At 42.1% G+C, this 22,701-nt stretch carries 24 protein-coding genes; 16 read left to right on the top strand and 8 right to left on the bottom strand.

The annotated features are described in order from the left end of the window. The first annotated feature begins 13 nt into the window (after positions 1 to 13). From gltD to ACIQXU_RS05625, 5 genes are all read left to right on the top strand, one after another. Positions 14 to 1,495, top strand: coding sequence for a glutamate synthase small subunit (gltD, locus tag ACIQXU_RS05645; RefSeq protein ID WP_402987296.1), 1,482 nt, complete (start codon positions 14 to 16; stop codon positions 1,493 to 1,495). Positions 1,496 to 2,071: 576 nt separating this feature from the next. Next, on the top strand, positions 2,072 to 2,566 hold the full coding sequence (locus ACIQXU_RS05640; RefSeq protein ID WP_402987293.1) for an RNA polymerase sigma factor: 495 nt from the start codon (positions 2,072 to 2,074) through the stop codon (positions 2,564 to 2,566). After that, a complete protein-coding gene (locus ACIQXU_RS05635) occupies positions 2,563 to 3,111 on the top strand; it encodes a zf-HC2 domain-containing protein (RefSeq protein ID WP_402987290.1) in 549 nt (182 codons plus the stop codon). The genes ACIQXU_RS05640 and ACIQXU_RS05635 overlap by 4 nt, the downstream gene beginning before the upstream one ends. A 2-nt stretch (positions 3,112 to 3,113) precedes the next feature. Further along, entirely contained in the window at positions 3,114 to 3,797 is a 684-nt protein-coding gene (locus ACIQXU_RS05630; protein WP_402987287.1) for a YfjL-like protein, read from the top strand. Positions 3,798 to 3,930: 133 nt separating this feature from the next. Then, positions 3,931 to 4,356: a cytidine deaminase gene (locus ACIQXU_RS05625; RefSeq protein WP_402875060.1), complete on the top strand. Its 426-nt coding sequence runs from the start codon at positions 3,931 to 3,933 to the stop codon at positions 4,354 to 4,356. 56 nt (positions 4,357 to 4,412) lie between these two features. Here the strand turns inward: ACIQXU_RS05625 and ACIQXU_RS05620 are convergent, their stop codons facing one another. Further along, positions 4,413 to 5,048: a FusB/FusC family EF-G-binding protein gene (locus tag ACIQXU_RS05620; RefSeq protein ID WP_402987284.1), complete on the bottom strand. Its 636-nt coding sequence runs from the start codon at positions 5,046 to 5,048 to the stop codon at positions 4,413 to 4,415. Positions 5,049 to 5,185: 137 nt separating this feature from the next. Beyond that, complete coding sequence (locus ACIQXU_RS05615; protein WP_402987281.1) at positions 5,186 to 5,449, bottom strand: CD3324 family protein; 264 nt, start codon at positions 5,447 to 5,449, stop codon at positions 5,186 to 5,188. 342 nt (positions 5,450 to 5,791) lie between these two features. On the opposite strand from ACIQXU_RS05615, the gene ACIQXU_RS05610 reads away from it, so the two are divergent. From ACIQXU_RS05610 to ACIQXU_RS05590, 5 genes are all read left to right on the top strand, one after another. After that, complete coding sequence (locus ACIQXU_RS05610; protein ID WP_402987278.1) at positions 5,792 to 6,433, top strand: SDR family oxidoreductase; 642 nt, start codon at positions 5,792 to 5,794, stop codon at positions 6,431 to 6,433. A 364-nt stretch (positions 6,434 to 6,797) separates the two neighbouring features. Beyond that, the gene (brnQ, locus tag ACIQXU_RS05605) at positions 6,798 to 8,126 is read left to right on the top strand and encodes a branched-chain amino acid transport system II carrier protein (RefSeq protein ID WP_402987275.1); all 1,329 of its coding nucleotides are present in this window, start codon (positions 6,798 to 6,800) and stop codon (positions 8,124 to 8,126) included. Positions 8,127 to 8,264: 138 nt separating this feature from the next. Next, positions 8,265 to 9,128, top strand: a complete 864-nt coding sequence (locus ACIQXU_RS05600) for an ATP-binding protein (protein ID WP_402987420.1) — start codon at positions 8,265 to 8,267, stop codon at positions 9,126 to 9,128. A 15-nt stretch (positions 9,129 to 9,143) separates the two neighbouring features. Continuing rightward, a complete protein-coding gene (locus tag ACIQXU_RS05595; protein WP_402987272.1) occupies positions 9,144 to 11,060 on the top strand; it encodes a vWA domain-containing protein in 1,917 nt (638 codons plus the stop codon). A gap of 74 nt (positions 11,061 to 11,134) precedes the next feature. Then, complete coding sequence (locus ACIQXU_RS05590; protein WP_402987270.1) at positions 11,135 to 11,431, top strand: spore coat protein; 297 nt, start codon at positions 11,135 to 11,137, stop codon at positions 11,429 to 11,431. Between the two features lie 67 nt (positions 11,432 to 11,498). On the opposite strand, the gene ACIQXU_RS05585 is transcribed toward ACIQXU_RS05590, so the two are convergent. Next, positions 11,499 to 11,618 (bottom strand): DUF4023 domain-containing protein, encoded by a 120-nt coding sequence (locus tag ACIQXU_RS05585; RefSeq protein WP_402875037.1) that lies wholly within the window; start codon positions 11,616 to 11,618, stop codon positions 11,499 to 11,501. Between the two features lie 175 nt (positions 11,619 to 11,793). Between ACIQXU_RS05585 and ACIQXU_RS05580 the strand changes: the two genes are divergently transcribed. Continuing rightward, positions 11,794 to 12,768 (top strand): alpha/beta fold hydrolase, encoded by a 975-nt coding sequence (locus ACIQXU_RS05580; RefSeq protein WP_402987267.1) that lies wholly within the window; start codon positions 11,794 to 11,796, stop codon positions 12,766 to 12,768. A 123-nt stretch (positions 12,769 to 12,891) separates the two neighbouring features. Here the strand turns inward: ACIQXU_RS05580 and ACIQXU_RS05575 are convergent, their stop codons facing one another. Then, positions 12,892 to 13,605 carry an endopeptidase gene (locus ACIQXU_RS05575; RefSeq protein WP_402987264.1) on the bottom strand — a complete coding sequence of 238 codons (714 nt, stop codon included), beginning with the start codon at positions 13,603 to 13,605 and terminating at the stop codon, positions 12,892 to 12,894. A gap of 462 nt (positions 13,606 to 14,067) precedes the next feature. Between ACIQXU_RS05575 and ACIQXU_RS05570 the strand changes: the two genes are divergently transcribed. Then, positions 14,068 to 14,784, top strand: coding sequence for a YebC/PmpR family DNA-binding transcriptional regulator (locus ACIQXU_RS05570; protein WP_402875243.1), 717 nt, complete (start codon positions 14,068 to 14,070; stop codon positions 14,782 to 14,784). 1,565 nt (positions 14,785 to 16,349) lie between these two features. Here the strand turns inward: ACIQXU_RS05570 and ACIQXU_RS05565 are convergent. Further along, the gene (locus tag ACIQXU_RS05565) at positions 16,350 to 17,762 is read right to left on the bottom strand and encodes a polysaccharide deacetylase family protein (RefSeq protein WP_402987261.1); all 1,413 of its coding nucleotides are present in this window, start codon (positions 17,760 to 17,762) and stop codon (positions 16,350 to 16,352) included. A gap of 256 nt (positions 17,763 to 18,018) precedes the next feature. Next, a complete protein-coding gene (locus tag ACIQXU_RS05560; RefSeq protein WP_402875029.1) occupies positions 18,019 to 18,243 on the bottom strand; it encodes a hypothetical protein in 225 nt (74 codons plus the stop codon). Positions 18,244 to 18,521: 278 nt separating this feature from the next. Here ACIQXU_RS05560 and ACIQXU_RS05555 point away from each other — a divergent pair, with 278 nt between their 5' ends. The 3 genes from ACIQXU_RS05555 to ACIQXU_RS05545 all read left to right on the top strand — a co-directional run bounded on the left by ACIQXU_RS05555 (position 18,522) and on the right by ACIQXU_RS05545 (position 19,575). After that, positions 18,522 to 18,695, top strand: a complete 174-nt coding sequence (locus ACIQXU_RS05555; RefSeq protein WP_402987258.1) for a hypothetical protein — start codon at positions 18,522 to 18,524, stop codon at positions 18,693 to 18,695. Between the two features lie 30 nt (positions 18,696 to 18,725). Beyond that, positions 18,726 to 19,199, top strand: coding sequence for a barstar family protein (locus ACIQXU_RS05550; RefSeq protein WP_402987255.1), 474 nt, complete (start codon positions 18,726 to 18,728; stop codon positions 19,197 to 19,199). A 145-nt stretch (positions 19,200 to 19,344) separates the two neighbouring features. Next, positions 19,345 to 19,575: a DUF3953 domain-containing protein gene (locus ACIQXU_RS05545; protein WP_402875021.1), complete on the top strand. Its 231-nt coding sequence runs from the start codon at positions 19,345 to 19,347 to the stop codon at positions 19,573 to 19,575. Between the two features lie 251 nt (positions 19,576 to 19,826). On the opposite strand, the gene ACIQXU_RS05540 is transcribed toward ACIQXU_RS05545, so the two are convergent. Next, positions 19,827 to 20,636: a hypothetical protein gene (locus tag ACIQXU_RS05540; RefSeq protein ID WP_402987252.1), complete on the bottom strand. Its 810-nt coding sequence runs from the start codon at positions 20,634 to 20,636 to the stop codon at positions 19,827 to 19,829. Between the two features lie 141 nt (positions 20,637 to 20,777). After that, entirely contained in the window at positions 20,778 to 21,701 is a 924-nt protein-coding gene (locus tag ACIQXU_RS05535; RefSeq protein WP_402987249.1) for a substrate-binding domain-containing protein, read from the bottom strand. Positions 21,702 to 21,845: 144 nt separating this feature from the next. Between ACIQXU_RS05535 and modA the strand changes: the two genes are divergently transcribed. Beyond that, complete coding sequence (gene modA, locus ACIQXU_RS05530) at positions 21,846 to 22,640, top strand: molybdate ABC transporter substrate-binding protein (RefSeq protein WP_402987247.1); 795 nt, start codon at positions 21,846 to 21,848, stop codon at positions 22,638 to 22,640. The last annotated feature ends 61 nt before the right edge of the window (positions 22,641 to 22,701 follow it).

Below are 22,701 nucleotides of genomic sequence, written 5' to 3'. Positions count from 1 at the left end.
AGGGGAGAGTCAAATGGGAAAAGCAACAGGATTTATGGAATATCCGCGTGAAAAGCCAAGTGAACGGAATCCTCTAACAAGGTTAAGGGACTGGAGAGAATACTCCACTTCTTTCTCGGACGAAAAACTAAGCAGGCAGGGAGCACGGTGCATGGACTGTGCCACCCCTTTCTGTCATGTGGGCATGGAATTGAACCGGGTCACAACGGGTTGTCCGATTAACAATCTGATTCCGGAGTGGAATGATTTAGTGTACCGTGGCAGATGGAAGGAAGCGTTGGAGCGTTTAATGAAGACGAATAACTTCCCTGAGTTCACGGGCCGTGTCTGCCCGGCTCCTTGCGAAGGGTCGTGTACGGTAGCGATTAACGACCCGGCCGTTGCCATCAAAAGCATCGAACGCTCCATCATTGACAAGGGCTTCGAAAATGGCTGGATCACACCGCGCATTCCACAACAGCGGACCGGGAAGAAAATTGCCATCATCGGTTCCGGTCCTGCCGGATTGGCAAGTGCCGATCAGTTAAACCAAGCAGGCCATTCGGTAACGGTGTATGAGCGTTCTGACCGTGCCGGCGGTTTATTGACATATGGAATCCCGAACATGAAGCTGGAGAAAGATGTCGTCGCACGCCGGATCACTTTATTGAATCAAGAAGGCATCGATTTCGTCCTGAATACGGAAGTCGGGAAGGACATCACAAAAGAGGAACTGCAAAACCAATACGATGCCGTCATCCTCTGCACAGGTGCCCAGAAGCAACGCGAACTGGATATCGAAGGCCGTGAAGCAAAAGGCATTCACCTAGCGATGGATTACTTAACAACGGCGACGAAAAGCTTATTGGACTCCAACTTCGAAGATGGCAAGTTTTTAAATACGAAGGGCAAGGATGTCATCGTCATCGGTGGCGGCGATACAGGCGCCGATTGCGTTGCGACGGCCCTTCGCCAAGGATGTAACAGTGTCGTGCAATTCGGGAAACACCCAATCCTGCCGACTGCTCGTACGTCGGATAACATGTGGCCAGCCTATCCAAACGTATTTTCACTTGAGTATGCGTACGAAGAAGCGGAAGCGAAATTTGGCTCCGATCCACGTCAATACTCGATTCAAACGAAAAAGATCGTGGCTGATGAACAAGGCAACGTAAAGGAACTGCATACGATCCAAATGGAAAAAATTAAAGGGGAAGATGGCATCTATCTCTTTAAAGAAATTCCGGGCACGGAGAAAGTATGGCCGGCCCAATTCGTCTTCATTGCCATCGGATTCGAAGGAACAGAGCAACCACTCCTCACTCAATTCGGAGTGGATACTGTCAATCAAAAGATCGATGCCGCCTATGGTGATTATAGAACGAATGTCGAAGGCGTTTTTGCTGCAGGAGATGCGAGAAGAGGGCAAAGCCTGATTGTCTGGGCCATCAATGAAGGCCGTGAAGTAGCGAGGGAAGTGAACAGCTACTTGATGGGTGCCACGGTATTGGCGTAAGAAGTGCGGTTTCTAGCACTTCTTTTAGACTGTAGCCACACTTGATGAAAAATGTGTTTGTTTATATGTGGTTTGTACAATGTGGACGTTGATTTCCACTTCAGGCACTCGCTTTCCGCGGGCGGTCGGGGAGCCTCCTCGGCTTCGCCTGCGTTGTCTCTCCTAGACGCGCATTTCCCGCAGGAGTCTCGTACCTTCCGTTCCAATCCACTTTGCATTATCATTCTATATATCCGAAGCGTAAAGAAACGATTGAGTATGTTTCGCGGGCAAAAGAGTATGGATTGGATTACTTTAAGGGACTTTTAAATAAACAGGCGATGTTCTTTTGTCGATAAACTGTAAGAAGTGCTGTTTCTAGCACTTCTTTTTTTTTAGGTTTTTTTCTTTAATCTTAATGTACAGGTTTTATAAGGTCATTTAGTCTACTCATCTATAAGGCTGTTAACTATTTTTCGCTTAACTATATAGTAAAATTACAAAATGAACCTAAAATATGGTGATTTTTAAAAAAAGTTGTAACGAAACATGTAACCGAGGTATTAATACTAGGAAAGGCAAGAGAGAGAGGGCGTTATGAAGAAGCTTGAAGAAGAATACGAAGAAATCCAACCAAAAATTTATGCGTTTTTTTATGCCAAGACAGGAAATCAGGCAACTGCTCAAGATCTTTGCCACGACACCTTTTATGAGGCGTGTAAAAACATCGCATCATATAATGGCGATTCCACCTTATCAACCTGGATGTTTTCGATTGCAAATAATCTATTGAAGAAGTATTACCGCAAAAACAAATATCAGCTTGACTTAATGAAAAAACTTTCCATGGTGCCCGAAACCGAAATCCATTCATTAGAAGAGCTAGCAGAAATTAAGGAGGATACGAAAAATCTTTTGTATCATATTTCAAAGTTGGAGGATTCAGCGAGAGAGATCGTACTACTGCGTATATACGGAGAGCTGAGTTTTGCAGATATTGGCGCATTAATCGGTAAATCTGAAAATTATGCGCGAGTATCCTTTCACCGTCTGAAATTGAGGATTCAAAAAACAATGGAGGAGACTTTATGAACACAAGATGTTCGGTGACACAAGATTTACTACCTTTATACGAAGAGGAATTATTACAACTGAAAACTCAACGGTTTGTTGAGGAGCATTTGCAAAGTTGCCAAGAATGTCGGCAGATAGCAGAACAATCACAGATTCCATTGCCCGCGGAAGTAATACCCGGCGGTGCTTCTAAAAAAATGATGCGGAATATAACCATGAAATTGACGACAATACAGATTTTCTTTGTAGCCATTGCCTTTATATTGGCAATGAGTACGACCATTATGAATGACAATAGTGGCTTTATTCTGACCTACGCCATTTTAGGTACGGTCACGTATCTGTTTTACCGATCAGTCCTCATTGCCATCCTGCTTGCGGGCATACCGAATTTCATATGGAATTGCCTGTTATATATGACGGATTGGTTCGGCGAGTTTTATGCTCAAAGTTTTTCGGAAGCTCTTCTAATAGCACTGACTTCCTTAATTGTCCACCTGCTGTTAACTTTTATCGGAATCATTATCGGCTTTTGCATTCTTAAAATAAGAGAGGAAAATTAATTATGAAAAAGAAAATGATATACAGCGTGATTGCCATTTCATTAATTGCCGCCATAGTGTTCGCTTATATGCAAATGAGCGGAAATAAAACTGGTAAATACAAAGCAAAGGAGAGTCTGGAAGAGTTTTTAGAACAAACTTATCCCGCCATGGACTACGAAATCAAGCGGTCGGTAGGGTATGGATGGACCGATGAAACGTATGAGTTCCATGTAGTGGTAAAGGATTCGGTAGCAGTTGAAACCACCTATCGCTTCTATGTCTCCGGTATCGAACCGTATGAAGTTTATAGTGATACAATCCATGAATCCAAGATAGAGAAAGATGCATCCAAAAAGCTAAATGCGGAGGCAGAACAGTATATTCTAACGCTCCTCCAGGAAAAAATCCCGCAAGTCGATTCTGTGGATACGGATGTGGAAGTATACAACAAAGTTGCCGAGGAATGGACACCACAGATGAAAACGCCAAAGCCGATTCACATTATGCTGGAAATTGAAAAAGGCGATTTAACAAAAGAACAGATGGTGCAGCAGTGCAAGATTATACAGGAGCTATTGAATGACGAATCGATCGATTATTATACTACCGAGGTGGGATATCGAAGTATGGTGAACGGAGAAGAAAATTATGAGTACGTCAGTTTTACTCCAGGCAAGGAATTGACAATAAATGATTTGAATTAAAAACGAATAAGCCTTTCACTTAAATAATTTCTATGGACCGCATCGTTTGTTAGCCGTAACTGCCAAGTTCGGTGTAGATTGATAAGTCAGGTGTGTCTAGAGCTAGTCGTTTTTTAGAAAAGGGGAATGCTGTATGATGACCTATCCTTTACAAGAATCCGATTATCCAGTAATCGAGGCTGCAAGGGAAAAAATCAAAGCGCTGTACGAGGAAGATAAGCACCATGTAGGGGCAGCGTTGAAGACAAAGTCGGGTAAAATTGTAGCTGCGGTACATATGGAAGCATATGTCGGCCGTATCACGGTGTGTGCTGAAGCCGTTGCGATTGGAAAGGCGATATCGGAAGGGGAAAAAGAGTTTGATACGATCGTGGCTGTGAAGCATCCCTATTCCGATGAAATCAATAGAGAGTTAAAGGTGGTCAGTCCTTGTGGGATGTGCCGGGAACTGATCTCGGATTATGCAGAGGATTGTTTTGTGATCATAGAGGTGGACGGGGAAACGGTTAAAACGAAAATCAGCGAGTTGATCCCTCTGAAATATACGAGGGGATCGTGAAACAAGAGGCACATGCAAAAGGCAATCCTTCCTACCGAAGGGTTGCCTTTATCAATTTACTTGATCCGCGAAATGAAGTCATCCAATTTATCCAATGTGGTGATATTCTGGTTGCATTTCATACTATCGTTACAAATATAGTTTCCTTTTTTTATGAATGTGCCTTGAACGGTTCCTTTTGTTTCAGACATGAACATCCCGACTTCCTCAAAGCGGCTGCATATCGCGCAGATCCCTTTTTTATGAGAAGGTTTGAATGTCCCAAGCAGTCCAACCAGCTTATTATTCCGGGGGGCGATGATGAATTTCTTTCCTGAGCCAGTATCGTCCCATCCCAAGTAAGAAATCTCTCTTAAATCGATGGTTTCCATTTTGGGGGCCTTTAATTTCTTCGCCTTGGGAAATAACTTCTTGACCGTTTGTTCCGTTACTTCTTTAAAAGGGATGACATAGGGTTTGAGTTCCAAGAGAAAGGCTTCAGCATGGGCAGGGTCCTTGATGGTGTCGATGGGGTCCAGAAGTTGCTTGTGCCTGCCATCCAGTTCATTGAATAATTTCAGCACTCTTTCTTTTGCAACGGACTTGACTGTATGAACGACATCTTTATCGTTGGCCGTTGCATGTCCATTTATCAATATCTGCGTTTGTAATTTGATGAAGTTATATTGCTCACTTTTGATAAAGGGTTCCATTTCCCCACTCCTGTTCATGTTCCTGTTGCTTTCATTTTACAGAATCCGCTTTTTGAATGAAAGGTGGAAAATGTTTAGGAAACAAATTTGGCATAGAAATAGCACTGATCTCTTTCATCAGTGCTGCGAGACAAGCTCTATTTGGAATAAATGATTTTTTTAATGGTTTCCGTTGAGAGAAAATGTTCTTCTGCTAATTGATGGATAGCGGTCCCGGTTTTAAAGGCATATTTAATCGAGGCATTTCGTTCATCGATCAATTTCCGGGATCCAGAACGTGTTCCCCATTTATGATGCGTTTGATCAGGTTTGGGAATATAGATGGTTTCCCCTTGCACATACTTTTGAATTTCCTGAATCAATGCCTCGGGTAAAACGGCTGTTGCTTTTACATACGTCATTTCTGCCAGCTCCTTATTTTTTGTTGCGAATGAAATAAGGGGCAAAGCCTGTTTATTAGAAATGATAAAAGATGGGCGATGTTCGTTTATTTTATTTCCACCCCATGCAAAGTATCGCCTCCACTATCAGGCTTTGCATGAGACGCTGCAGAAGGTGGCAAAACACGTTTCATTGCCATCATTACACCTCCTTATCGAATTCCCTTTATATAAAATATCTCAAGCACATTGCAAGGAAATTCCATTTTCATCCTTGCGTTATGCTGATTGTTTGCTGTTGCGCACCGTTCATGAAATAATTGGGTGAGAAAACCAATTATCCAGTATGGGGGCTGATTTTATATGAAAGTATTCGTAGTTGGAGCAAATGGGCAGATCGGGAAAAAGGTAGTTACGTTATTGAAAGAAAGTGAACATAGTGTACGGGCCATGATTCGAAAAGAGGAACAGAAGAAATCATTTGAAGAAATCGGAGTCGAATCAGTGGTCGTCAGCTTGACGGGAACGGTGGAAGAGATTTCAGAAGCGGCGAAAGGGTGCGACGCCATCGTGTTTGCAGCAGGTTCCGGGGGCAGAACAGGGGCTGATCAAACCTTATTGGTAGATCTTGACGGCGCAGTCAAGACAATCGAAGCGGCTGAAAATTTACAGGTGAAGCGGTTTATCATGGTCAGCGCTTTTCAGGCAAACAACCGGGAAAACTGGAGCGAAGCCATTAAACCGTATTATGTGGCCAAGCACTATGCCGATCGAGCGCTGTTGCATAGCGATTTAACGTATACAATCATCCGGCCGGGCGGTCTCGTGAACGAACCGGGAACAGGGCAGGTGACGGCTGCCGAGAAACTGGAAAGGGGCACGATCCCGCGGGAGGATGTGGCCAAGACAATTGTGGCTGCCTTAACCGAGGAACATACCTATAACCGTTCCTTTGATTTGATTGCAGGGGAAACTCCAATTGCTGAAGCGTTGAATTCCATATAAGATAGGAAGAACGAATAAGCAGGGCCATCCCAAATGGATGGCCCTGCTTTTGCGTTTATCAGGCCAGCTCTGGTTAACCAAACAAAAACATTGTCGGCTACTGAAATAACGTTATTTTAGTCTTCAGAGTTCTTTTTCCTTGTATCGAAAGACCCACTATCATGCATGAAACTATTTTTATTTAGATAATAAGAAGCACTAAAATGATTTTTCGGAATAATTACTAAAATAGTTTTTGACAAACGTACCACTGCATTTTATAGTTAGGAGTGTTGTGTTGTGGGTTTGTACGAATCGGTACTTTGAATCGCAGGCACTTCTCTTATCTAATGATTAGGAGAATTAGAACATTGGAGGTTTCGTAATGTCACAGAAAGCACCACTTTCTTTTACATTGGTTACAGGTTTAATGCTATTTGCTTTGTTTTTTGGGGCAGGTAATTTGATTTTTCCTGCCATGCTTGGTCAATCCTCTGGGACCAACTTATGGTCGGCTAACCTTGGATTCATCCTTACCGGAGTTGGATTGCCTTTTATCGGAATCCTGGCATTTGGTATTTCAGGTAAAAATGATGTGCAGTCACTGGTAAGCCGGGCGCATCCTATGTTCGGTTTGATTTTCACAATCGTTCTTTATCTATCGCTTGGACCATTATTCGCTCTTCCGCGAACCGGAAGCGTATCTTATGAAATAGGAATTAAGCCATTCCTTCCAGATGGAGTCGGTTTTTTACCTTTGTTGGTCTTCACCATCATCTACTTTGGCGTTGCTTGTCTCTTATCTATTAATCCCTCAAAAGTTTTGGATATTGTCGGAAAAATATTAACTCCATTATTATTAATTTTCATTGCCATCCTGATCATTGTGGCGATCATAAACCCAATGGGGGACATTCAAGCTCCTATAGCAGACTATTCTGACAATTCATTCTTTAAAGGATTCAAAGAGGGCTATTTAACAATGGATACCCTGGCATCCTTTGCTTTTGGTATCATTGTGATCAACACCATCAAGGATAGGGGCATCACTTCCAAGAAGGAAATTCTGAAGTTCTGTACTAAGGCCGGTTTGATTGCCGCCTTCCTGTTAATGATCGTTTATACGTCATTAACATATGTAGGGGCAACTAGTGTGGAATTGCTTGGCCAGTTAGGGAATGGCGGAGACGTTCTTGCCCAAGTATCGAACCACTTTTTCGGTTCTGGAGGTGCCGTGTTATTAGGCCTGATTGTGATTGCCGCTTGTTTAACGACGAGCATCGGCCTGATTACGGCATGTTCTACTTACTTTAACAAGTTGTGGCCATCTGTATCCTATAAAATCTATGTGGTCATTTTTTCTGCATTCAGTGCAGCGGTGGCCAATGTAGGCCTAAGCAACTTAATCGAGTATACGGTGCCGGTATTGACGGCGCTCTATCCAGTAGCCATCGTCATCATCGCGTTGACATTTTTACATCCCCTTTTCAAAGGGAGATCGGAAGTGTATTTGGGAAGTCTTTTCCTTACCTTGATTTTCGGGATTTATGATGGACTCATTGCTTTCGGGATACCAAAGAACCCGGTTACTGAATTTTTGACTGACTACCTGCCATTATTCAGTGTAGGGGTAGGTTGGGTCATTCCTGCCATCGTTGGTGGGATAATCGGCTATATCGTAAGCCTGATAAAAGGGCAACAGGTAACGAATTAGAATGTAAGGCTAGAAATGATACGATTATGAATGAAAGGAGCTGTCTTTTTTGACGGCTCCTTTTTGATTAAATGCAGATGTTTGTCTTTACTGGAAAAGAACTTTAGAATGAGGAAAAAGGAGTGGAGTGAGATCGTGATGAATACGTTGCCAGAAAAAATAGCGAATATTTTACATACGAATAAGAAAAAACCTGTTCAATTTCAGGAGCTGATTTCCAAAGGTGGATATTTGCCACCCGAGATGGATTTGATGGTCGATGCGATTTCAGCGTTGAGCATGGGGAAAAACATTTTGTTAAAAGGTCCCACAGGGGCAGGGAAGACGAAGTTTGCGGAGACGTTATCCCATTTATTCAACCAGCCGATGTTCAGTGTCAACTGTTCGGTCGATTTGGATGCTGAGAGCTTGTTGGGCTTCAAGACTTTATCCTATAACGAGGGCAAACAGGAGATTGAATTCGTTCCGGGTCCCGTGACAAATGCGATGAATCACGGAACTTTCCTCTATATTGATGAAATCAACATGGCGAAGCCTGAAACGTTGCCGTTGATCAATGGGGTGCTTGATTATAGAAGGACGATCACGAATCCATTTACGAATGAAATCGTCACGGCAAAAGAGGACTTCAATGTGATTGCGGCCATCAATGAAGGCTATGTCGGTACAGTGCCGTTGAATGAAGCGCTGAAAAACCGGTTCATCGTGATTGAGGTTCCCTATATTGAAGGAGAGCAGCTTAAGCAATTGATCGAAACCAATACGAAACTGAAGGATGCACGGACCATTGAGCTGTTCGTCAAGCTATCGGGTGATTTGATTCATGCCGTGAATCAAGGGAAAGTGGCTGAGGATGCAGCATCGATACGGGCACTGCTTGATGCGTGTGATCTAAGTGTACTGATCCCACCTAAGCGGGCGATTCTTCGTTCAATCGTGGATAAGCTTGATGAGGAACGGGAACGGGAATTTGTGAAGAACTTGGCCGACACATTATTCTAACTAGGAGAATGCCGCATGAAGTATATTCGATTCAACGATTCAATTATTGATACGGCGCTTTTTTTGCAGCTTCAGGATTTATCGACGGTTTTATCCGGTATTCCTGAACTGGAATTTGAATACAACTATGGATCTTTCCTTGATTCTGTAAACAGTAAAGTCACGGCGAGCCATTTTTGGGAAAACGGCAACCAAGAGGTAAAGGCTGCAGGATTGAAGACGGATGTCCTTCTCAGGACGATTGGGACCCTTCATCATTCGAGCGTGAAGGATTTACAGTCCTATCGGGAAGTCATCGAGGAAAGCGGGCTTCCAAAGTTTTCGGCAGAGCTGTTTACCCTATTCGAAGATGTACGACTTGAGGAATTGATCAAAAAAGAGCGCCCGGGAACAAAGAAGTGGTTTTCTATACGCGAGGCGTATCTTACGCAATACTTTGAAACGCAATCGGCTGCGAACGTAACGAGGAGCTTTGCACTTGATGAACTTTTCTGCCTGATTTATTTACTGCTTCATTCCGATCGTCCGGATCCGATTTTTCCACGAGCCAACGGACGCCAGGTGGAGGCATTGGAAAAAATCAAACCGTTGATTTATATGGTGTTTGAAGCAAGGAAAACGAGTGATATCACAAGAATTTGCGAACAAATCGTCTTCCGTTTGAATGAAGAGTATCAAGATAGCATGAATGAGTATTTCATCTTCCCGGTCGCGAATGTGGAACAGTATACGGCCAACACGCTTTTCGATGAACTGACACGAAACGACGAGCTGTCGAATGATGACACAGAAGATGTGGATGAAGAGAATAGCGAGTTCATCGATGAAAAGTTCTCGACATGGCACCGGGAGAATAAGAATGGCGAGAACCCTTCCACCTTCCTTCAGTTTGAATTGGAGCAGGGGACGAAAACGAGCATGCTAGGCGGCGGTGCACGGGAAGCAGAAGATGCTGACCAGGCGTTGGCCTCGATTCAAGGCTCTTCCGGTGAAAGTAAAGAAAAGGATTACAAGCAACAGGAGACACTCGAGAAAAAGCAAACGAATGCCGGGAAGAACGGAGATTATCCGTTTGGCGAGGATAATAAAGATGCCGTCATGATAACCAAAGAGGCGAGGGCGTCAACGATCGATGAGGAAAAACGGTATCGCGAGTTCGTGGCTGACATCGAGCCTTTCAAGCGGAAGCTTTCCAGCACCATCGAAAAGACGCTTGAAAATAAGAAGAATGCACCAAGAAGAGACCTGGCGTTCGGAAGATTATCCAAGAAGTTGCTGCCACTCGTGCTGGATGAAAATCCACGGGTCTTTTATAAAAAGAACCAGGAGTCCAAGGAAATCGATGCCGTGTTCACACTTCTTGTCGATTGCTCGGCCTCGATGCACAATAAAATGGATGAAACGAAGCGTGGCATTGTCCTCTTTCATGAAGTGCTGAAGAAATTGAAAATCCCCCATTCAATCGTCGGATTTTGGGAAGACGCCAATGATGTGAAAGAAGGGTACCAACCGAACTATTTTCACGTGATTCACTCCCATTCCGATTCTCTTTACCAGAATGCCGGCGCGAAAATCATGCAGCTTGAACCTGAGGAAGATAATCGGGACGGTTACAGCATCCGCGTCGCCACTAAGGAATTGGAAAGAAGGCGGGAGAAGAATCGCTTTCTGCTCGTCTTCTCCGATGGCGAACCGGCTGCTGCACAGTACGACCAGAATGGGATCGTCGATACGCATCTTGCCGTATCCGAAGCACGTAAAAAGGGAATCGATGTCATTGGCATGTTTCTAGCGGATGGAAGCATCGAGGAAAGCGAAGAACTGACGATGAAAAACATCTATGGCAAAGAAAGGCTGATGGTTCCCACTGTATCTGAATTGCCAGAGCACTTTACCCCGCTGTTGAAGAAACTGTTATTAAAGACCATTTGACGCCTGGAATTTTTGAGCACGCTTCTGTCTATTCATCATATTCTAGACTGTAACCTAGATGAGGAGTGACAGAGATGTACTACACAAGGCAGAACTTTGGCGGATATGGAAACTTCGGGGGATTCCCGGGAGTTGGAGGATATGGTGTTCCAGGAGGGTTTGGTCAACCAGTTGGGTATCCGATGTTTGGTGGCATGGGTGGTCATCCGGGAATGGGCTTTCCAGGAGGATTTCCGATGCAACACGGTTATGGCGGACAGAATAGCTTTCCCATGCAGATGCCAGGTGGCATGGGCGGACATGGAGGAGCCTTCCATCCATACCCGATGCAAGGCGGCATGGGCCAAGGCGGCGGATATCAGCAATATTGAAACAGGAAAAAGAGCTAGTGGAGGTCCTTGTATGACCTCTTCTAGCTCTTTTTGTTTGGACCTTTGATCAATGCTGTTTGTTCGGCAACCTTTTCTCTGGGTGACCGTTCCCCTGACGGCGTTTATTATCCGCTTCTTTTTTCTGCTGTTCCTTGATTTTCTCAACAAATTCCTCAGAACGTTCCATGCATACAACCTCCTCCGTTATTTTCTTTTTTACTATAACCAGAACGACTATGATTCATGAGGAAATCGAGCCGGAATTTACCCTGTGTGGCGAGAACATCCATAACTTAACAAATTATCCTGTATCCTTTTATGAACCTGGAGCGTCATTTATATAGAAGGGAAAGGGGATGAACATGAAAAAGAGAAATAGGACGCTCAGGGTCATACGGTCAATCCTATTATTTGTTGTAGCCATATCCTTGGCTTGGATCGCTTTCCATACGGTCATGAAGGCCTATGAACAAAAGAAACATCCGGCATGGGGGCAAATGGTGGAAGTGGATGGAAAGGAGATGCATGTGTATACCAAAGGAGAGGGGGAGCATACGATTGTTCTATTAAGCGGTTTAGGAACGGCGGCGCCTGTCTTGGATTACGAACCATTGATTGACGAGATGGCAAAGGATAATAAAATCGTCGTAGTGGAGCCATTTGGCTATGGTTGGAGTGAGCTGACAGATAAGGAGAGGACCGTGGAAAATATCGTGGAGGAAATACGAACGGCCCTGAAAAAATCAAAGATAGAAGGTCCTTACATATTGATGCCCCACTCCCTATCCGGAATCTATAGCATGTACTATGCCCATGAATATCCAAACGAGATCAAAGCCATTATCGGAGTGGATTTCACGTTACCGAAGGCATTGGAGTATTTTGAGGAGCCTGCTCCTAGCATGCCTGCCTATCTGAAGTATGTTGCACCCACTGGATTGGCACGAATAGCCTCTTACGTGAGCGCGGAAAATGTCCTGCCGATTGCGGATGAGGGTATATATTCAGAAGAAAATCTAGACATGACCAAAACGATTGCGGCTTGGAAAGTGTACAACCGAAATATTGTCGATGAAGCAAGTGCGATAGAGGAGAATGTGAACAAGACGAAGGAGATGTCCTTCCCTTCAAGCATGCCGCTCCTGATCTTTGCTGCCAAAAGAGATAAGGTAACAGAAGATGGTAAAACGAACGAGACGTTTTATCGATCACAATTGGGGGAGAACCCATTAAATGAACTCGTGGTCTTAGAAGGCCATCATTATCTTCATTGGACGCGCTATAAGGAAATGGGTGAACACGTTCGTCATTTCACCGAACAATTAGAAAACCGGTAAAGGGAACTGCTGAAATCTCAGAGATTGGATGGGGAATCACCTTAAAGGAACATGGAGAAGGATTTATGAAAAAGCCACCTATTCTGTATAAGTGGCTTCCTGATCATTATATGGCATAACCCGTTATTTTTCTAAACTCCACAATCCATACGGGTTGTAAAAAGGATGGTCTTCCTCGTACCTGAAGTCTTGACGGCTAGTCAATGTAAAGGTGGGGGCATCCGATTTTATCCGGAAATCCTGGCCATTTGTGAAGGTAGGTCTTTCCCCAAGGTTATAAAAGTTGAAGGTGCTCAGTAACGTCACCGCATCTTTTGGGCTCATCGTGTTTGGCGTGACGACATCGGGAAGGCCGAATGCCTTCATTCCGAACGAACCATAGTGGTCTTCCTCACCAATGATGGTGACAAAGTGGGCATAAACCGGGATGATATCCGGGTTCTTCTGTAAAGTTTGCCAGGCTTCCTTCGTATGAGCCATGCCCGCCGTTTCGATTTTCACAGCCATGCCACCCGCTTTAAGCAAGGCAGACCCAGCATCTATCAGGTTTATGACGGCCTCGAAGTCAGATACTTCGGCAATGATATAGACCGTGAAGGTATGCTGATCGATTTCGGTTAACAAACGTTCAGGAAACTCTCCTTTACTGGCATAAGAGAAAGCCTCTTTCAAATGTGGTTCATAATCATACACTTCAACATGAAACGATATGCCTTTTTCTTGGTTATGCAATACTTGTCCAGCCAACTGGTATCCATCGCTTTGCGTAGCCACCGCCTGAATCAATTCCGTGCGGTTCTTCCACACTCCAGGTATCCCGATAATAATTTCCGTCATGACGCACCTCGACTTTCTTTTTTTTACTATACTACGTCTTCTGCCGGTTTGTCTTATTGTATAATAGTGGAAAAGGGGCGATTCTTTTGAAAAACTATACCTCGATTTGTTTGCTCTTATTCAGTTCCTGCATTTTTTTTGGGTTAGCGTTAAGAAGTGTCTCGGAATACTCCATGCTTATTGGCGTGAGTATAGGGATGGTCTTCCTGATTCTGGCCATGATTACTGTAGGGATAAGAAACAGAAGGCAGACCTGATACTTTTTTTAGTGGGAATTTCATAGTGTGTAGGACTTTTTCAAATTAATGCAATTGATGTATAATATAAGCGAGTGACGGTATGTGATATTTTTTACTAGAATATAATTTGTAGATTCACTCGTGGATCTATGGAAAAATGGTAATGGAATTTACCATATCAATCGATTTTTGTTTATCCAATGATGAAAGAGAGTGGAATATAATGGGTCGTAAGTGGAATAATATCAAGGAAAAAAAAGCGTCCAAAGATGCGAATACTAGCCGTATTTATGCAAAATTCGGACGTGAAATCTATGTGGTAGCCAAACAAGGTGAACCTGATCCGGAATCGAATCAGGCTTTACGTGTCGTATTGGAACGTGCGAAAACGTACAATGTACCAAGAGCGATCATTGACCGTGCAATCGAGAAGGCAAAAGGCGGTTCTGAAGAGAACTATGATGAACTTCGCTATGAAGGCTTCGGACCTAATGGATCCATGGTGATTGTGGACGCACTGACAAACAACGTTAACCGTACTGCTTCTGATGTACGTGCCGCTTTCGGTAAAAATGGAGGAAACATGGGGGTCAGCGGATCTGTTGCCTATATGTTCGATGCCACGGCCGTTTTCGGGATAGAAGGAAAGAATTCCGAAGAAGTACTAGAATTATTGATGGAAGCGGACGTTGATGTTCGTGATATCATCGATGAAGAAGAATCGGTTATCGTGTATGCGGAACCTGATCAATTCCATGCTGTACAACGAGCATTCAAAGATGCAGGCATCACGGAGTTCACGGTTGCCGAGCTTACCATGCTTGCACAAAATGACCTAACACTTCCTGCTGATGCACAAGAGCAATTCGAAAAAATGATTGATGCATTAGAGGACTTAGAAGACGTTCAACAAGTTTACCACAATGTGGATCTTGGTTGATCATATAGAAAAGCGGGCCTGTGAGATATAATCACAGGCCTTAAACTGTAGGCACACTCGATTGAAATCGAGTGTGCCTACAGTTTTTTTTGTTTCAAAATGGAAAGACACCTTTTTTTCCACCGGATAAAATTTGATAAGGGTGAAACCAAAGAAAGTACAAAAAGTCCTGAGAGAAGTTATTATGTGAAAGATGAACGGACACACACAGATAGCCTATTCATTCTACACGGCTGCGACCGGAAGGATCTATACGGGGAATAACCGGCCTGATTTACCTACAAAGGAGAAGAAAATTCGCTGAAATATGAAATTACATAAAAATTTCAATCAATTGATTAAGTGCCTTTTTAGTATAGGAAATATATGGGTAATAAGTTGTTTTAATATATTAGTATTTTATGCCTCTATATTTGACAGGGGTATTATGTTATTTCACTAGTATTACTTTTTGGTATCGTACTTTCACCGATATCTATTAAAACAAAGAGCTCTGCATATGCTGATGAATTACCAACAGAAGTTGAAAAGGGAAAAATCCTATCAGTTTTAGAGATTATCCAAAATGGGATAGCAGAAGAGGATAATAAAATATTATTAGACTTAGTAATGGATTATCTAGCACTGAAATTGATAATCTTAAACTAGCACTAGCAGATATTTCTGTTGAAGAGTTAAATGGGATTACAAATGAGTCAAAGTTTCTTGAAAAAGAAATTCTTAAACAAGATGATATAATACAAATTGAGGAACTTACAGCTGAGGCCAAGGGGCGCCATGCTGCTCCACCAACTGCACTTGAAAAACGCTTAAAGTTATTTTTGGAACAATTGTTGGTATGACAATAGCAACTACTATTGTTCAAGATATGTACAAGTTGGGTGCCAATAAAGCTTGCCATAAATGGGGAAACAATCGACCTAAGGTTAAAAGTGCCTGTAAAACTCTAGGATACTGGTAAAATGATCGAAACTAAGGGGTGAACTTTTATGTTTAACGTACCTGAATTTTCGAGGGTGAAAAAATTAAAATTAGCTACACATTCATTACTTATATGTGTTCTATTAAGTTTAATCAGTTTAATCATTAATGATGTATTTTCTCTAGTGGTACATGAAAGAATTAATGTAAACCTATTCTTTATCCCTATTATTATGGTTTTTTGGATTTTAATCGCTATAAATAAACCTACTTATCAACAGTAAAAAGAGAATCTAGCTTACCTAAACGGATACCTATAGATTGGACACTTAGAAAAGAGTGTTTCTTCTATAGGTATTTTTTTAGAGAAGGCCAAGGTACGGGTTAAGGTAGCCTTAAAAATATTAGAGACAGCAAAGGCGCCTATACTGTGAAAATCTATTCTTTCTCAAGCTGCTCAATTTTGGTTGTTGTAGAAAAATATTATATATCTATAGATCATTGTGGTCTTGGGATCGGCGTGTCCCAGGCTTTGTTGAATTCTACATAAAGCGGTTTTGTTCGAGTATCGTATGAAGTACTTTCGGTTTAGCCCCTTTTTACAGAAAAGAGCCTGTTTTGATGACAAAACAGGCTCTTCACATTTATTCTTTTACTTTGATTCCATATCGTTTACGGTCTTGTTTCACTTTTTCAAGTTCGGATACGGTAACGAGTTGGTAGCCTTGCTGGTCCAGCTGTTTTATGATTTCGTCAGCCGCTTGGGCGCTGGTTTTGTAAATGTCGTGCATGAGGATGATCTTCCCGTCTTCCGCTTTGTTCATGACTTTACGGACCACTTTCTTCTTGTTCCGGAGCTTCCAGTCTTCCGGGTCTATTTCCCAGAGTGCGACATCCATATCGCCTATATGTTTGCGGACCTTATCGTTTATTGCACCATATGGCGGACGGATAAGGGATGGCTCGTAACCACTGGCTTTTAGGACGGCAAGTTGTGTTTTGTTAATTTGACTCTTGATCTTTTTCTTGTTTAGGCGTGTCAGTTGCGGATGATCCCAGGAATGGTTCCCGATTTCATTTCCTTGTGCAATCATTTTTTGCAAGACCTCTGGATAGTGCTCGACACGGCTTCCTAATACGAAGAAGGTCGCATGTGCTTGATGTTTGTTCAAGGACTTCAGGATGGCCGTCGTATTGTCAGGGTGAGGTCCGTCATCGAATGTGAGGGCGATCACCTTTTGGGATGGATCGATCCAATCATTCTTTGGAGGAAGCTTGGCGACAATATGCTTGGGCTGCCTTTCCTTCACGCGATCTTGATTCATTTCCTTGTTTTGATATGTATCTAGCAAGCTATCTTTGAATAACTCTTTTTTGATAGCGATGGATTGTATGGTGGATGAATCTCCGTCTTTTTTCGGTTTCATATAGAAAACCAGCGTGTTTTTCAATACGGAAAATGAATCAAAATTGTCCATTTTTGGATCTGTCATTTTCTTGATCATGTCTTCGGTAAGTGTTTTGTCTTTCTTATCACTTAACTCTTCAAAGGCAATGTCGGATAAGACCGATAAATAATCAGTATCAGAATAAAAAATGTCATCTAAAGAGAGGATTTCTTGAGAGGGAATATCATATGTGAAAATGTTATATTCCGATTGTTTTTTACCTGCAATTTGTTGATATTTATCGAAGGAAATCGTGATGGTCTGTTTGCTGAAATGAAGGATTTCATAAGTGATGTTCAACTCAGAAGAAGCTTCTCCATCGACAGCCTTCCATTTCTTTTGATACTCCTTTATTTCTTTATGAATATAGGATTCTAGCTGCTCATCGATTGACTCTTGATGGAATATCGGCCTGCTTACTGAAAATCCACCTTTTGTATAATCGTTAACATCCGTTTGAATATCCGCATCCGGATAATTTTCATCTATGGAATAAGCGGAAACTGTATGCTTATTTTTCAACAGTTTAATAGCCAATCCAGACAAGCCCAAAACCACAGTTAGACATAAAAGAGAAATAAATACTTTTTTATAATTTGATTTGCTCATGATGCTTTCCCACCTCGTGATAATTCTACTATAATATAACTACAAAAGCCTTAAAAGTTTGTAAAATAATTCATTTTTTATAGGGTGAATTTTCCCTAGTGGTTTTTAACTAAGATATGACCTTCCTTGTGCCTATAGAAGTGGTATTTATTATCAAAAGTAATGGGACCGTTTCATGAAAAAAGCGGAGGTTGAAGTGTATCGTGGTGGAAGGAATGAACGTCCATGTTGACCTCTGTTTCTAAGCGGAAAAAGATTAGAGAGTTTTGGATTCATCGGCAGGAGAATGAAGCTTCATTTGATCGAGTTCAATCCTCAACTTCTCTGTTTCTATCAGATAGTTTTCGTGTTTGAGTTTTTCGAGTTCTATTTCGTCTTTAAGCATTTTATGCTTAATTTTCGCTTGTTCCTGAAAATGGTTTGTCACGATCGCGATAATAGGAATAGAGAATATCATGACAACGGTTATTGTGCCAACCATAATGTGCCCTCCCCTCAAGTGGAATTTTATGTCTTCTCTATATTATACAACTGTGGTTACATTTAGGAAGCGGTTTTGAAATAATTGGTTATTCCTTCGGAGGGAATAGGCGGAATGGCCAAGGGAAGGGAGCGGTTAAAATAAAAACTACGGAAATATCAGAGCGAAAATCAAAAGGTTTACTGGCCCTTGCCATCATACTGGAATCCGTATTTCTCATCGATTTTTTCACAGGAGTTCTTTCTAACCTGCATGTCTATATAGGTGCTGCTACTGGCTTGCTGATTGGGTTTGTCAGTTTATTGATCAGCGCCTATTTACTGGCGAAGAAATCATATGGTGCCATCTCGATATGCATTCTATTCTTTTCTGTATTGATCACTTTTTTCACGTTCGTTGCTTATTTTTTACCCGAAGCAGGATACCCACCGCCCATTCGTTTGTTCTTTTAATTTTATTGATTCTTTGGCGAGGTGATGACCGTGGAACTTTGGAAAAGTCTTCTTTTAAATGGTGCTGTTAAGCTATTTCAGAGGACAGAATTATTGGATGCATGTATTTCAGATATTTCTCGTGAAGGTTTCGAAATCCATGTAATGGATTGTTCAAAGTGGGATTTGGAAAGTTACCATAATGACTTGGCATCGATACTCCAATTTCCTGATTATTACGGAAAGAATTTGGATGCCTTTCATGACTGTTTATCAGATATGGCCCCAGAAGGAAGAGGGATGGTCTTGGTGTTTAAGAACTACGATTTATTCGCAAATAAGGAACCGGAAGTTGCTTATCGATTGTTGGATATCGTTCAAATAAACGCTTGGCGATTTTTACTGGAGGACATTAAATTACTAGCTTTTGTCCAATCGAATGACGCGACAATCGAATTCCCGCGTTTAGGCGGCATGCCTGCTGAATGGAATAATGAAGAATGGCTGAATGTAAATAGAGGCTAGTATTTTGGAGAAGGTTGCTGCGGCAGCCTTTTTCATTTGGCCCCAGCACGTCAGTAAACTAAAGAAACGTTCAATGTCCTCATAAATGAAAAGATGATAAATGGTATGATTAAGAAATCATACATAAATAGGAGGAATTAATTCCTTGAAAGTAGTAAAAATCATCTTAGCAGCCATGGTTATTAGTCTAGCCACTTATAGTCTAAAAACTGAAACCGAGTTAATGCCGTATTATATGTTTTTCTTAGGGGCGCTTATACTGGTGACAGGGATAGCCGAACTCCAAAAAGACAAAAAAGGCTTTAAGGGACACCTGAGCATCGGGATTGCTTTCTTTGTTTTCTTGGTTTCCATCCAGAGTTTTTTCATGGGCTAACAGGTAGGCAGCCTATTTTGAAAGAACAATAAATGATAGAAGGGCATGTTTTGATCGGTTTCAAAACATGCTTTTTCTATTGATTTGAATCAGAGGGGGAGACGATGGTCAGTTTGAAATGATCTTCACGTACATTCCTTTTTTGGCTTTCCGTTTAGCGCTTTCGTTCATCGTTTTAATAGTTTCTGATAAGGTAGAAGCAGGTTCCATATAGTTCATCCATTATTAAAACGATGGGAACGCCTCACTTATCATGTCATGTCCATCCTGTTCACTTCATCCGTCAAACCCATCTTCAGCATTTCGGCTTTCACACATCTTTTCAATTCATCGTCTTCCTGTATGAGGTAGAAATATTGCAAGTTTCGGATGGTTGCTAATTTGGTTGCCTCATCATTTCTATCAAAAAATTTCTCCAAGTCTTTTAGATTGATCGTTGAATCTCTGTTCATGGAAAATCTCTCCTGATTAGGACGGTCATCGCTTACAACCCCTAATGTATCAAAAGTAGGGAGGGAGGCCACTTTTTTTCTTTGCTCACGTACAGTGACTTCGACATATTCGTATAAATCATCAAGGGGTTTACGGTTGAGTTCTTGTTGGATCCTGTTGCAGACGTAGGCACTTTGCGCTGAAAACTCCGGATCCGCGGTTGCTTCTTTAGTGACCCAATCCAAAAATTCCTGATATTCTTCTTTTTTTGAATAACCTAATAGGTTTTCGATCACCGAGGCATCATTCACGGTCAGAATTACATCTATGAATTCTGCAAGATTTCTAGCTATGATTTTTACGTGATTTCCGAAATTCATGGGGCTCACGCAAACGATGAAGGCCTCGTCTAAATGTTGCACCCTGCCAAAATCGGTGAGGAATCCATAGTGGATCCCATCAGCCCCAATGCTTGCAAATGGGATGACATCATAGGAATAATCATCATCTTGTAAGAATAGGGATAACCGATCGAATAAGCTGTGTCCCTCCTTTTGTAAATCTTGATCTAATTTAGTCAATGCTTGAAGAGCATGGGGGAATTCTTTGTATTTTCCTAGAACATTCACGTTCAAAACCTCCAATAAAAGAAATGGTGTTTCCTACTATATTCACTATCCTTCGTCATCAAGCCTGCTTTTACAGTGGAAAAATTATGAGTGATTTGAAGGCATGCCAAACGGGAAGGCTCCTCAAAGAGTCCTTCCCGTTTAAAATGTTTCACAAATGATCGAACCTGTCCTGGATATGTCGTAATCACCCAATGCGTTGATTTCGGACTGGAAGGGCTTCGATGTTAATATCTCCTTAACGATCGTGAGGAGCTGGTCAGTTTTTGGCGTCTTTAGAATGACCAAATCGTACCGTTCGGTTATTAATGGAACGAAGTCCACCCCGACGATTTTGGCCGCCTTTTCGATACCAATCCCAACATCCGCCAACCCTGCCGAGACAGTCGAGGCTACACTCAGATGATTGGTTTCCTCGTGTTCATAGCCCTTAAGGCTTTGAGCGGATATCTGATGGAGTCTAAGCTGCTCATCAAGCAGGATACGGGCGCCGGACCCTCTTTCCCGATTGATGATCGTCAAGTCCTGATTCAAGTCAGACCATGTGTGGAGATGGAGCGGGTTGCCCTTTTGGACGTAAAAACCTGCTTTCCTTGAAACAAGGTTGATTAACATATAGGGATATCCAACCAAGATTTTCTTTATGTAAGGCAGGTTATATTCTCCTGTATCTCCGTCAAACATATGCATGCTGGCAATATCCGCTTCGCCGTTGTACATCGAGATCAGACCGTTCAAACTGCCGGTGTTGGACCGTAGCGTTTTATAAGGTGAATCCTTTTCGATATATTGACCAAGAATATCTAGCACCATATCCTGTCCGCTTATGACAAGGTTATGTGATTCCTTCGATTGCGCTTTTTGATTTTCGGTAACCGGAGCTGTGGTGGATGGGGACTTATGACCCTGAATGTAGTCGTCCAAGTCTTTTGCATCCATTCTCATCTGCCTGCCGACCCGGAAGACAGGGAGCTCGCCTTTTTTAACCAAATCATAGATCGTTAGTTTGGATACCTTTAATAATTGTGATACTTCTTCAATCGTATAGGATAGCTCTTTCGACATGATGTGCATCCCTCCAACTTTATTGTATCCTAGTGGCTTACATAAATAAATTCCAAGAGGGGAAAAGTAAGTATTACATTTTATCCTTTTTATTATTATAATTAGTTATAACTAATTATAACTAGAAAGAAAGGAAGATCGATTTTGAAGAAATTATATCTTATTATCTCGATTATGTTTGTCATGATAATCGGAGCTGGATGTTCATCGGATGAAAACACAGAAACGAAAAAACAGGAAGCAACGAAGCAAGTCGATTTGACCATTTCGGCAGCTGCAAGTTTGCAGGATGCCTTGAACGACATTAAAGCAAGTTTTGAAAAAGAAACGCCAAATGTGAATGTGAACTTTAATTTTGGAGCGTCAGGAGCACTACAACAACAAATTTCCAAAGGAGCACCTGTCGACCTATTTTTCTCAGCGGCAGAAGATAAATTCGATACGTTAGTCGATGAGGGGCTTATCGATGAAAAACAAGGCACCGACCTAGTCGGCAATGAGCTTGTGTTGGTGGTTTCAAAGGAATCGGATAAAGAAATCAAAACGTTGGAAGACATCACGAAAGCTACTAAAATTTCAATTGGTACTCCTGAATCTGTTCCCGCAGGTCAGTATGCGTTGCAAACGCTGGAAAACAGCGGTCTTTGGAAAGAGGTTGAAGAGAACGTGATCTATGCCAAAGATGTTCGCCAAGTGCTTACATATGTGGAAACGGAGAACGTCGATGCAGGCATGGTGTATAAAACGGATGCGCTGACTTCATCGAAAGTGGATATCGTCACAACGGCTGGGGAAGATTTGCATGACCCAATCATCTATCCAGCAGGTGTGATCAAGGATAGTTCACACCCAAAAGAAGCCCAGTTATTTTATGACTATCTTCAAACGGAAGAGGCCATGAAGATCTTTGAAGAATACGGATTTACGGATGTAAAATGATGAAGGGACTGCCGGTTAGGCGGTCTTTTTTTGCGTTATCATTCCAATTTTAATCCTTATT

It is taken from the genome of Peribacillus sp. NPDC097284 (assembly GCF_044761765.1).
In the GTDB taxonomy this organism is placed as follows: Bacteria; Bacillota; Bacilli; order Bacillales; family DSM-1321; genus Peribacillus.
Note: the sequence above shows the minus strand (reverse complement) of the source record. Positions and strands in the feature narration are given on the sequence as shown.

What these genes read in the sequence shown, in the direction of transcription:
- gltD (WP_402987296.1), top strand. Translation starts at nt 14, where the DNA reads ATGGGAAAAGCAACAGGATTTATGGAATATCCGCGTGAAAAGCCAAGT.
- ACIQXU_RS05640 (WP_402987293.1), top strand. Translation starts at nt 2,072, where the DNA reads ATGAAGAAGCTTGAAGAAGAATACGAAGAAATCCAACCAAAAATTTAT.
- ACIQXU_RS05635 (WP_402987290.1), top strand. Translation starts at nt 2,563, where the DNA reads ATGAACACAAGATGTTCGGTGACACAAGATTTACTACCTTTATACGAA.
- ACIQXU_RS05630 (WP_402987287.1), top strand. Translation starts at nt 3,114, where the DNA reads ATGAAAAAGAAAATGATATACAGCGTGATTGCCATTTCATTAATTGCC.
- ACIQXU_RS05625 (WP_402875060.1), top strand. Translation starts at nt 3,931, where the DNA reads ATGATGACCTATCCTTTACAAGAATCCGATTATCCAGTAATCGAGGCT.
- ACIQXU_RS05620 (WP_402987284.1), bottom strand. Translation starts at nt 5,048, where the DNA reads ATGGAACCCTTTATCAAAAGTGAGCAATATAACTTCATCAAATTACAA.
- ACIQXU_RS05615 (WP_402987281.1), bottom strand. Translation starts at nt 5,449, where the DNA reads ATGACGTATGTAAAAGCAACAGCCGTTTTACCCGAGGCATTGATTCAG.
- ACIQXU_RS05610 (WP_402987278.1), top strand. Translation starts at nt 5,792, where the DNA reads ATGAAAGTATTCGTAGTTGGAGCAAATGGGCAGATCGGGAAAAAGGTA.
- brnQ (WP_402987275.1), top strand. Translation starts at nt 6,798, where the DNA reads ATGTCACAGAAAGCACCACTTTCTTTTACATTGGTTACAGGTTTAATG.
- ACIQXU_RS05600 (WP_402987420.1), top strand. Translation starts at nt 8,265, where the DNA reads ATGAATACGTTGCCAGAAAAAATAGCGAATATTTTACATACGAATAAG.
- ACIQXU_RS05595 (WP_402987272.1), top strand. Translation starts at nt 9,144, where the DNA reads ATGAAGTATATTCGATTCAACGATTCAATTATTGATACGGCGCTTTTT.
- ACIQXU_RS05590 (WP_402987270.1), top strand. Translation starts at nt 11,135, where the DNA reads ATGTACTACACAAGGCAGAACTTTGGCGGATATGGAAACTTCGGGGGA.
- ACIQXU_RS05585 (WP_402875037.1), bottom strand. Translation starts at nt 11,618, where the DNA reads ATGGAACGTTCTGAGGAATTTGTTGAGAAAATCAAGGAACAGCAGAAA.
- ACIQXU_RS05580 (WP_402987267.1), top strand. Translation starts at nt 11,794, where the DNA reads ATGAAAAAGAGAAATAGGACGCTCAGGGTCATACGGTCAATCCTATTA.
- ACIQXU_RS05575 (WP_402987264.1), bottom strand. Translation starts at nt 13,605, where the DNA reads ATGACGGAAATTATTATCGGGATACCTGGAGTGTGGAAGAACCGCACG.
- ACIQXU_RS05570 (WP_402875243.1), top strand. Translation starts at nt 14,068, where the DNA reads ATGGGTCGTAAGTGGAATAATATCAAGGAAAAAAAAGCGTCCAAAGAT.
- ACIQXU_RS05565 (WP_402987261.1), bottom strand. Translation starts at nt 17,762, where the DNA reads ATGAGCAAATCAAATTATAAAAAAGTATTTATTTCTCTTTTATGTCTA.
- ACIQXU_RS05560 (WP_402875029.1), bottom strand. Translation starts at nt 18,243, where the DNA reads ATGGTTGGCACAATAACCGTTGTCATGATATTCTCTATTCCTATTATC.
- ACIQXU_RS05535 (WP_402987249.1), bottom strand. Translation starts at nt 21,701, where the DNA reads ATGTCGAAAGAGCTATCCTATACGATTGAAGAAGTATCACAATTATTA.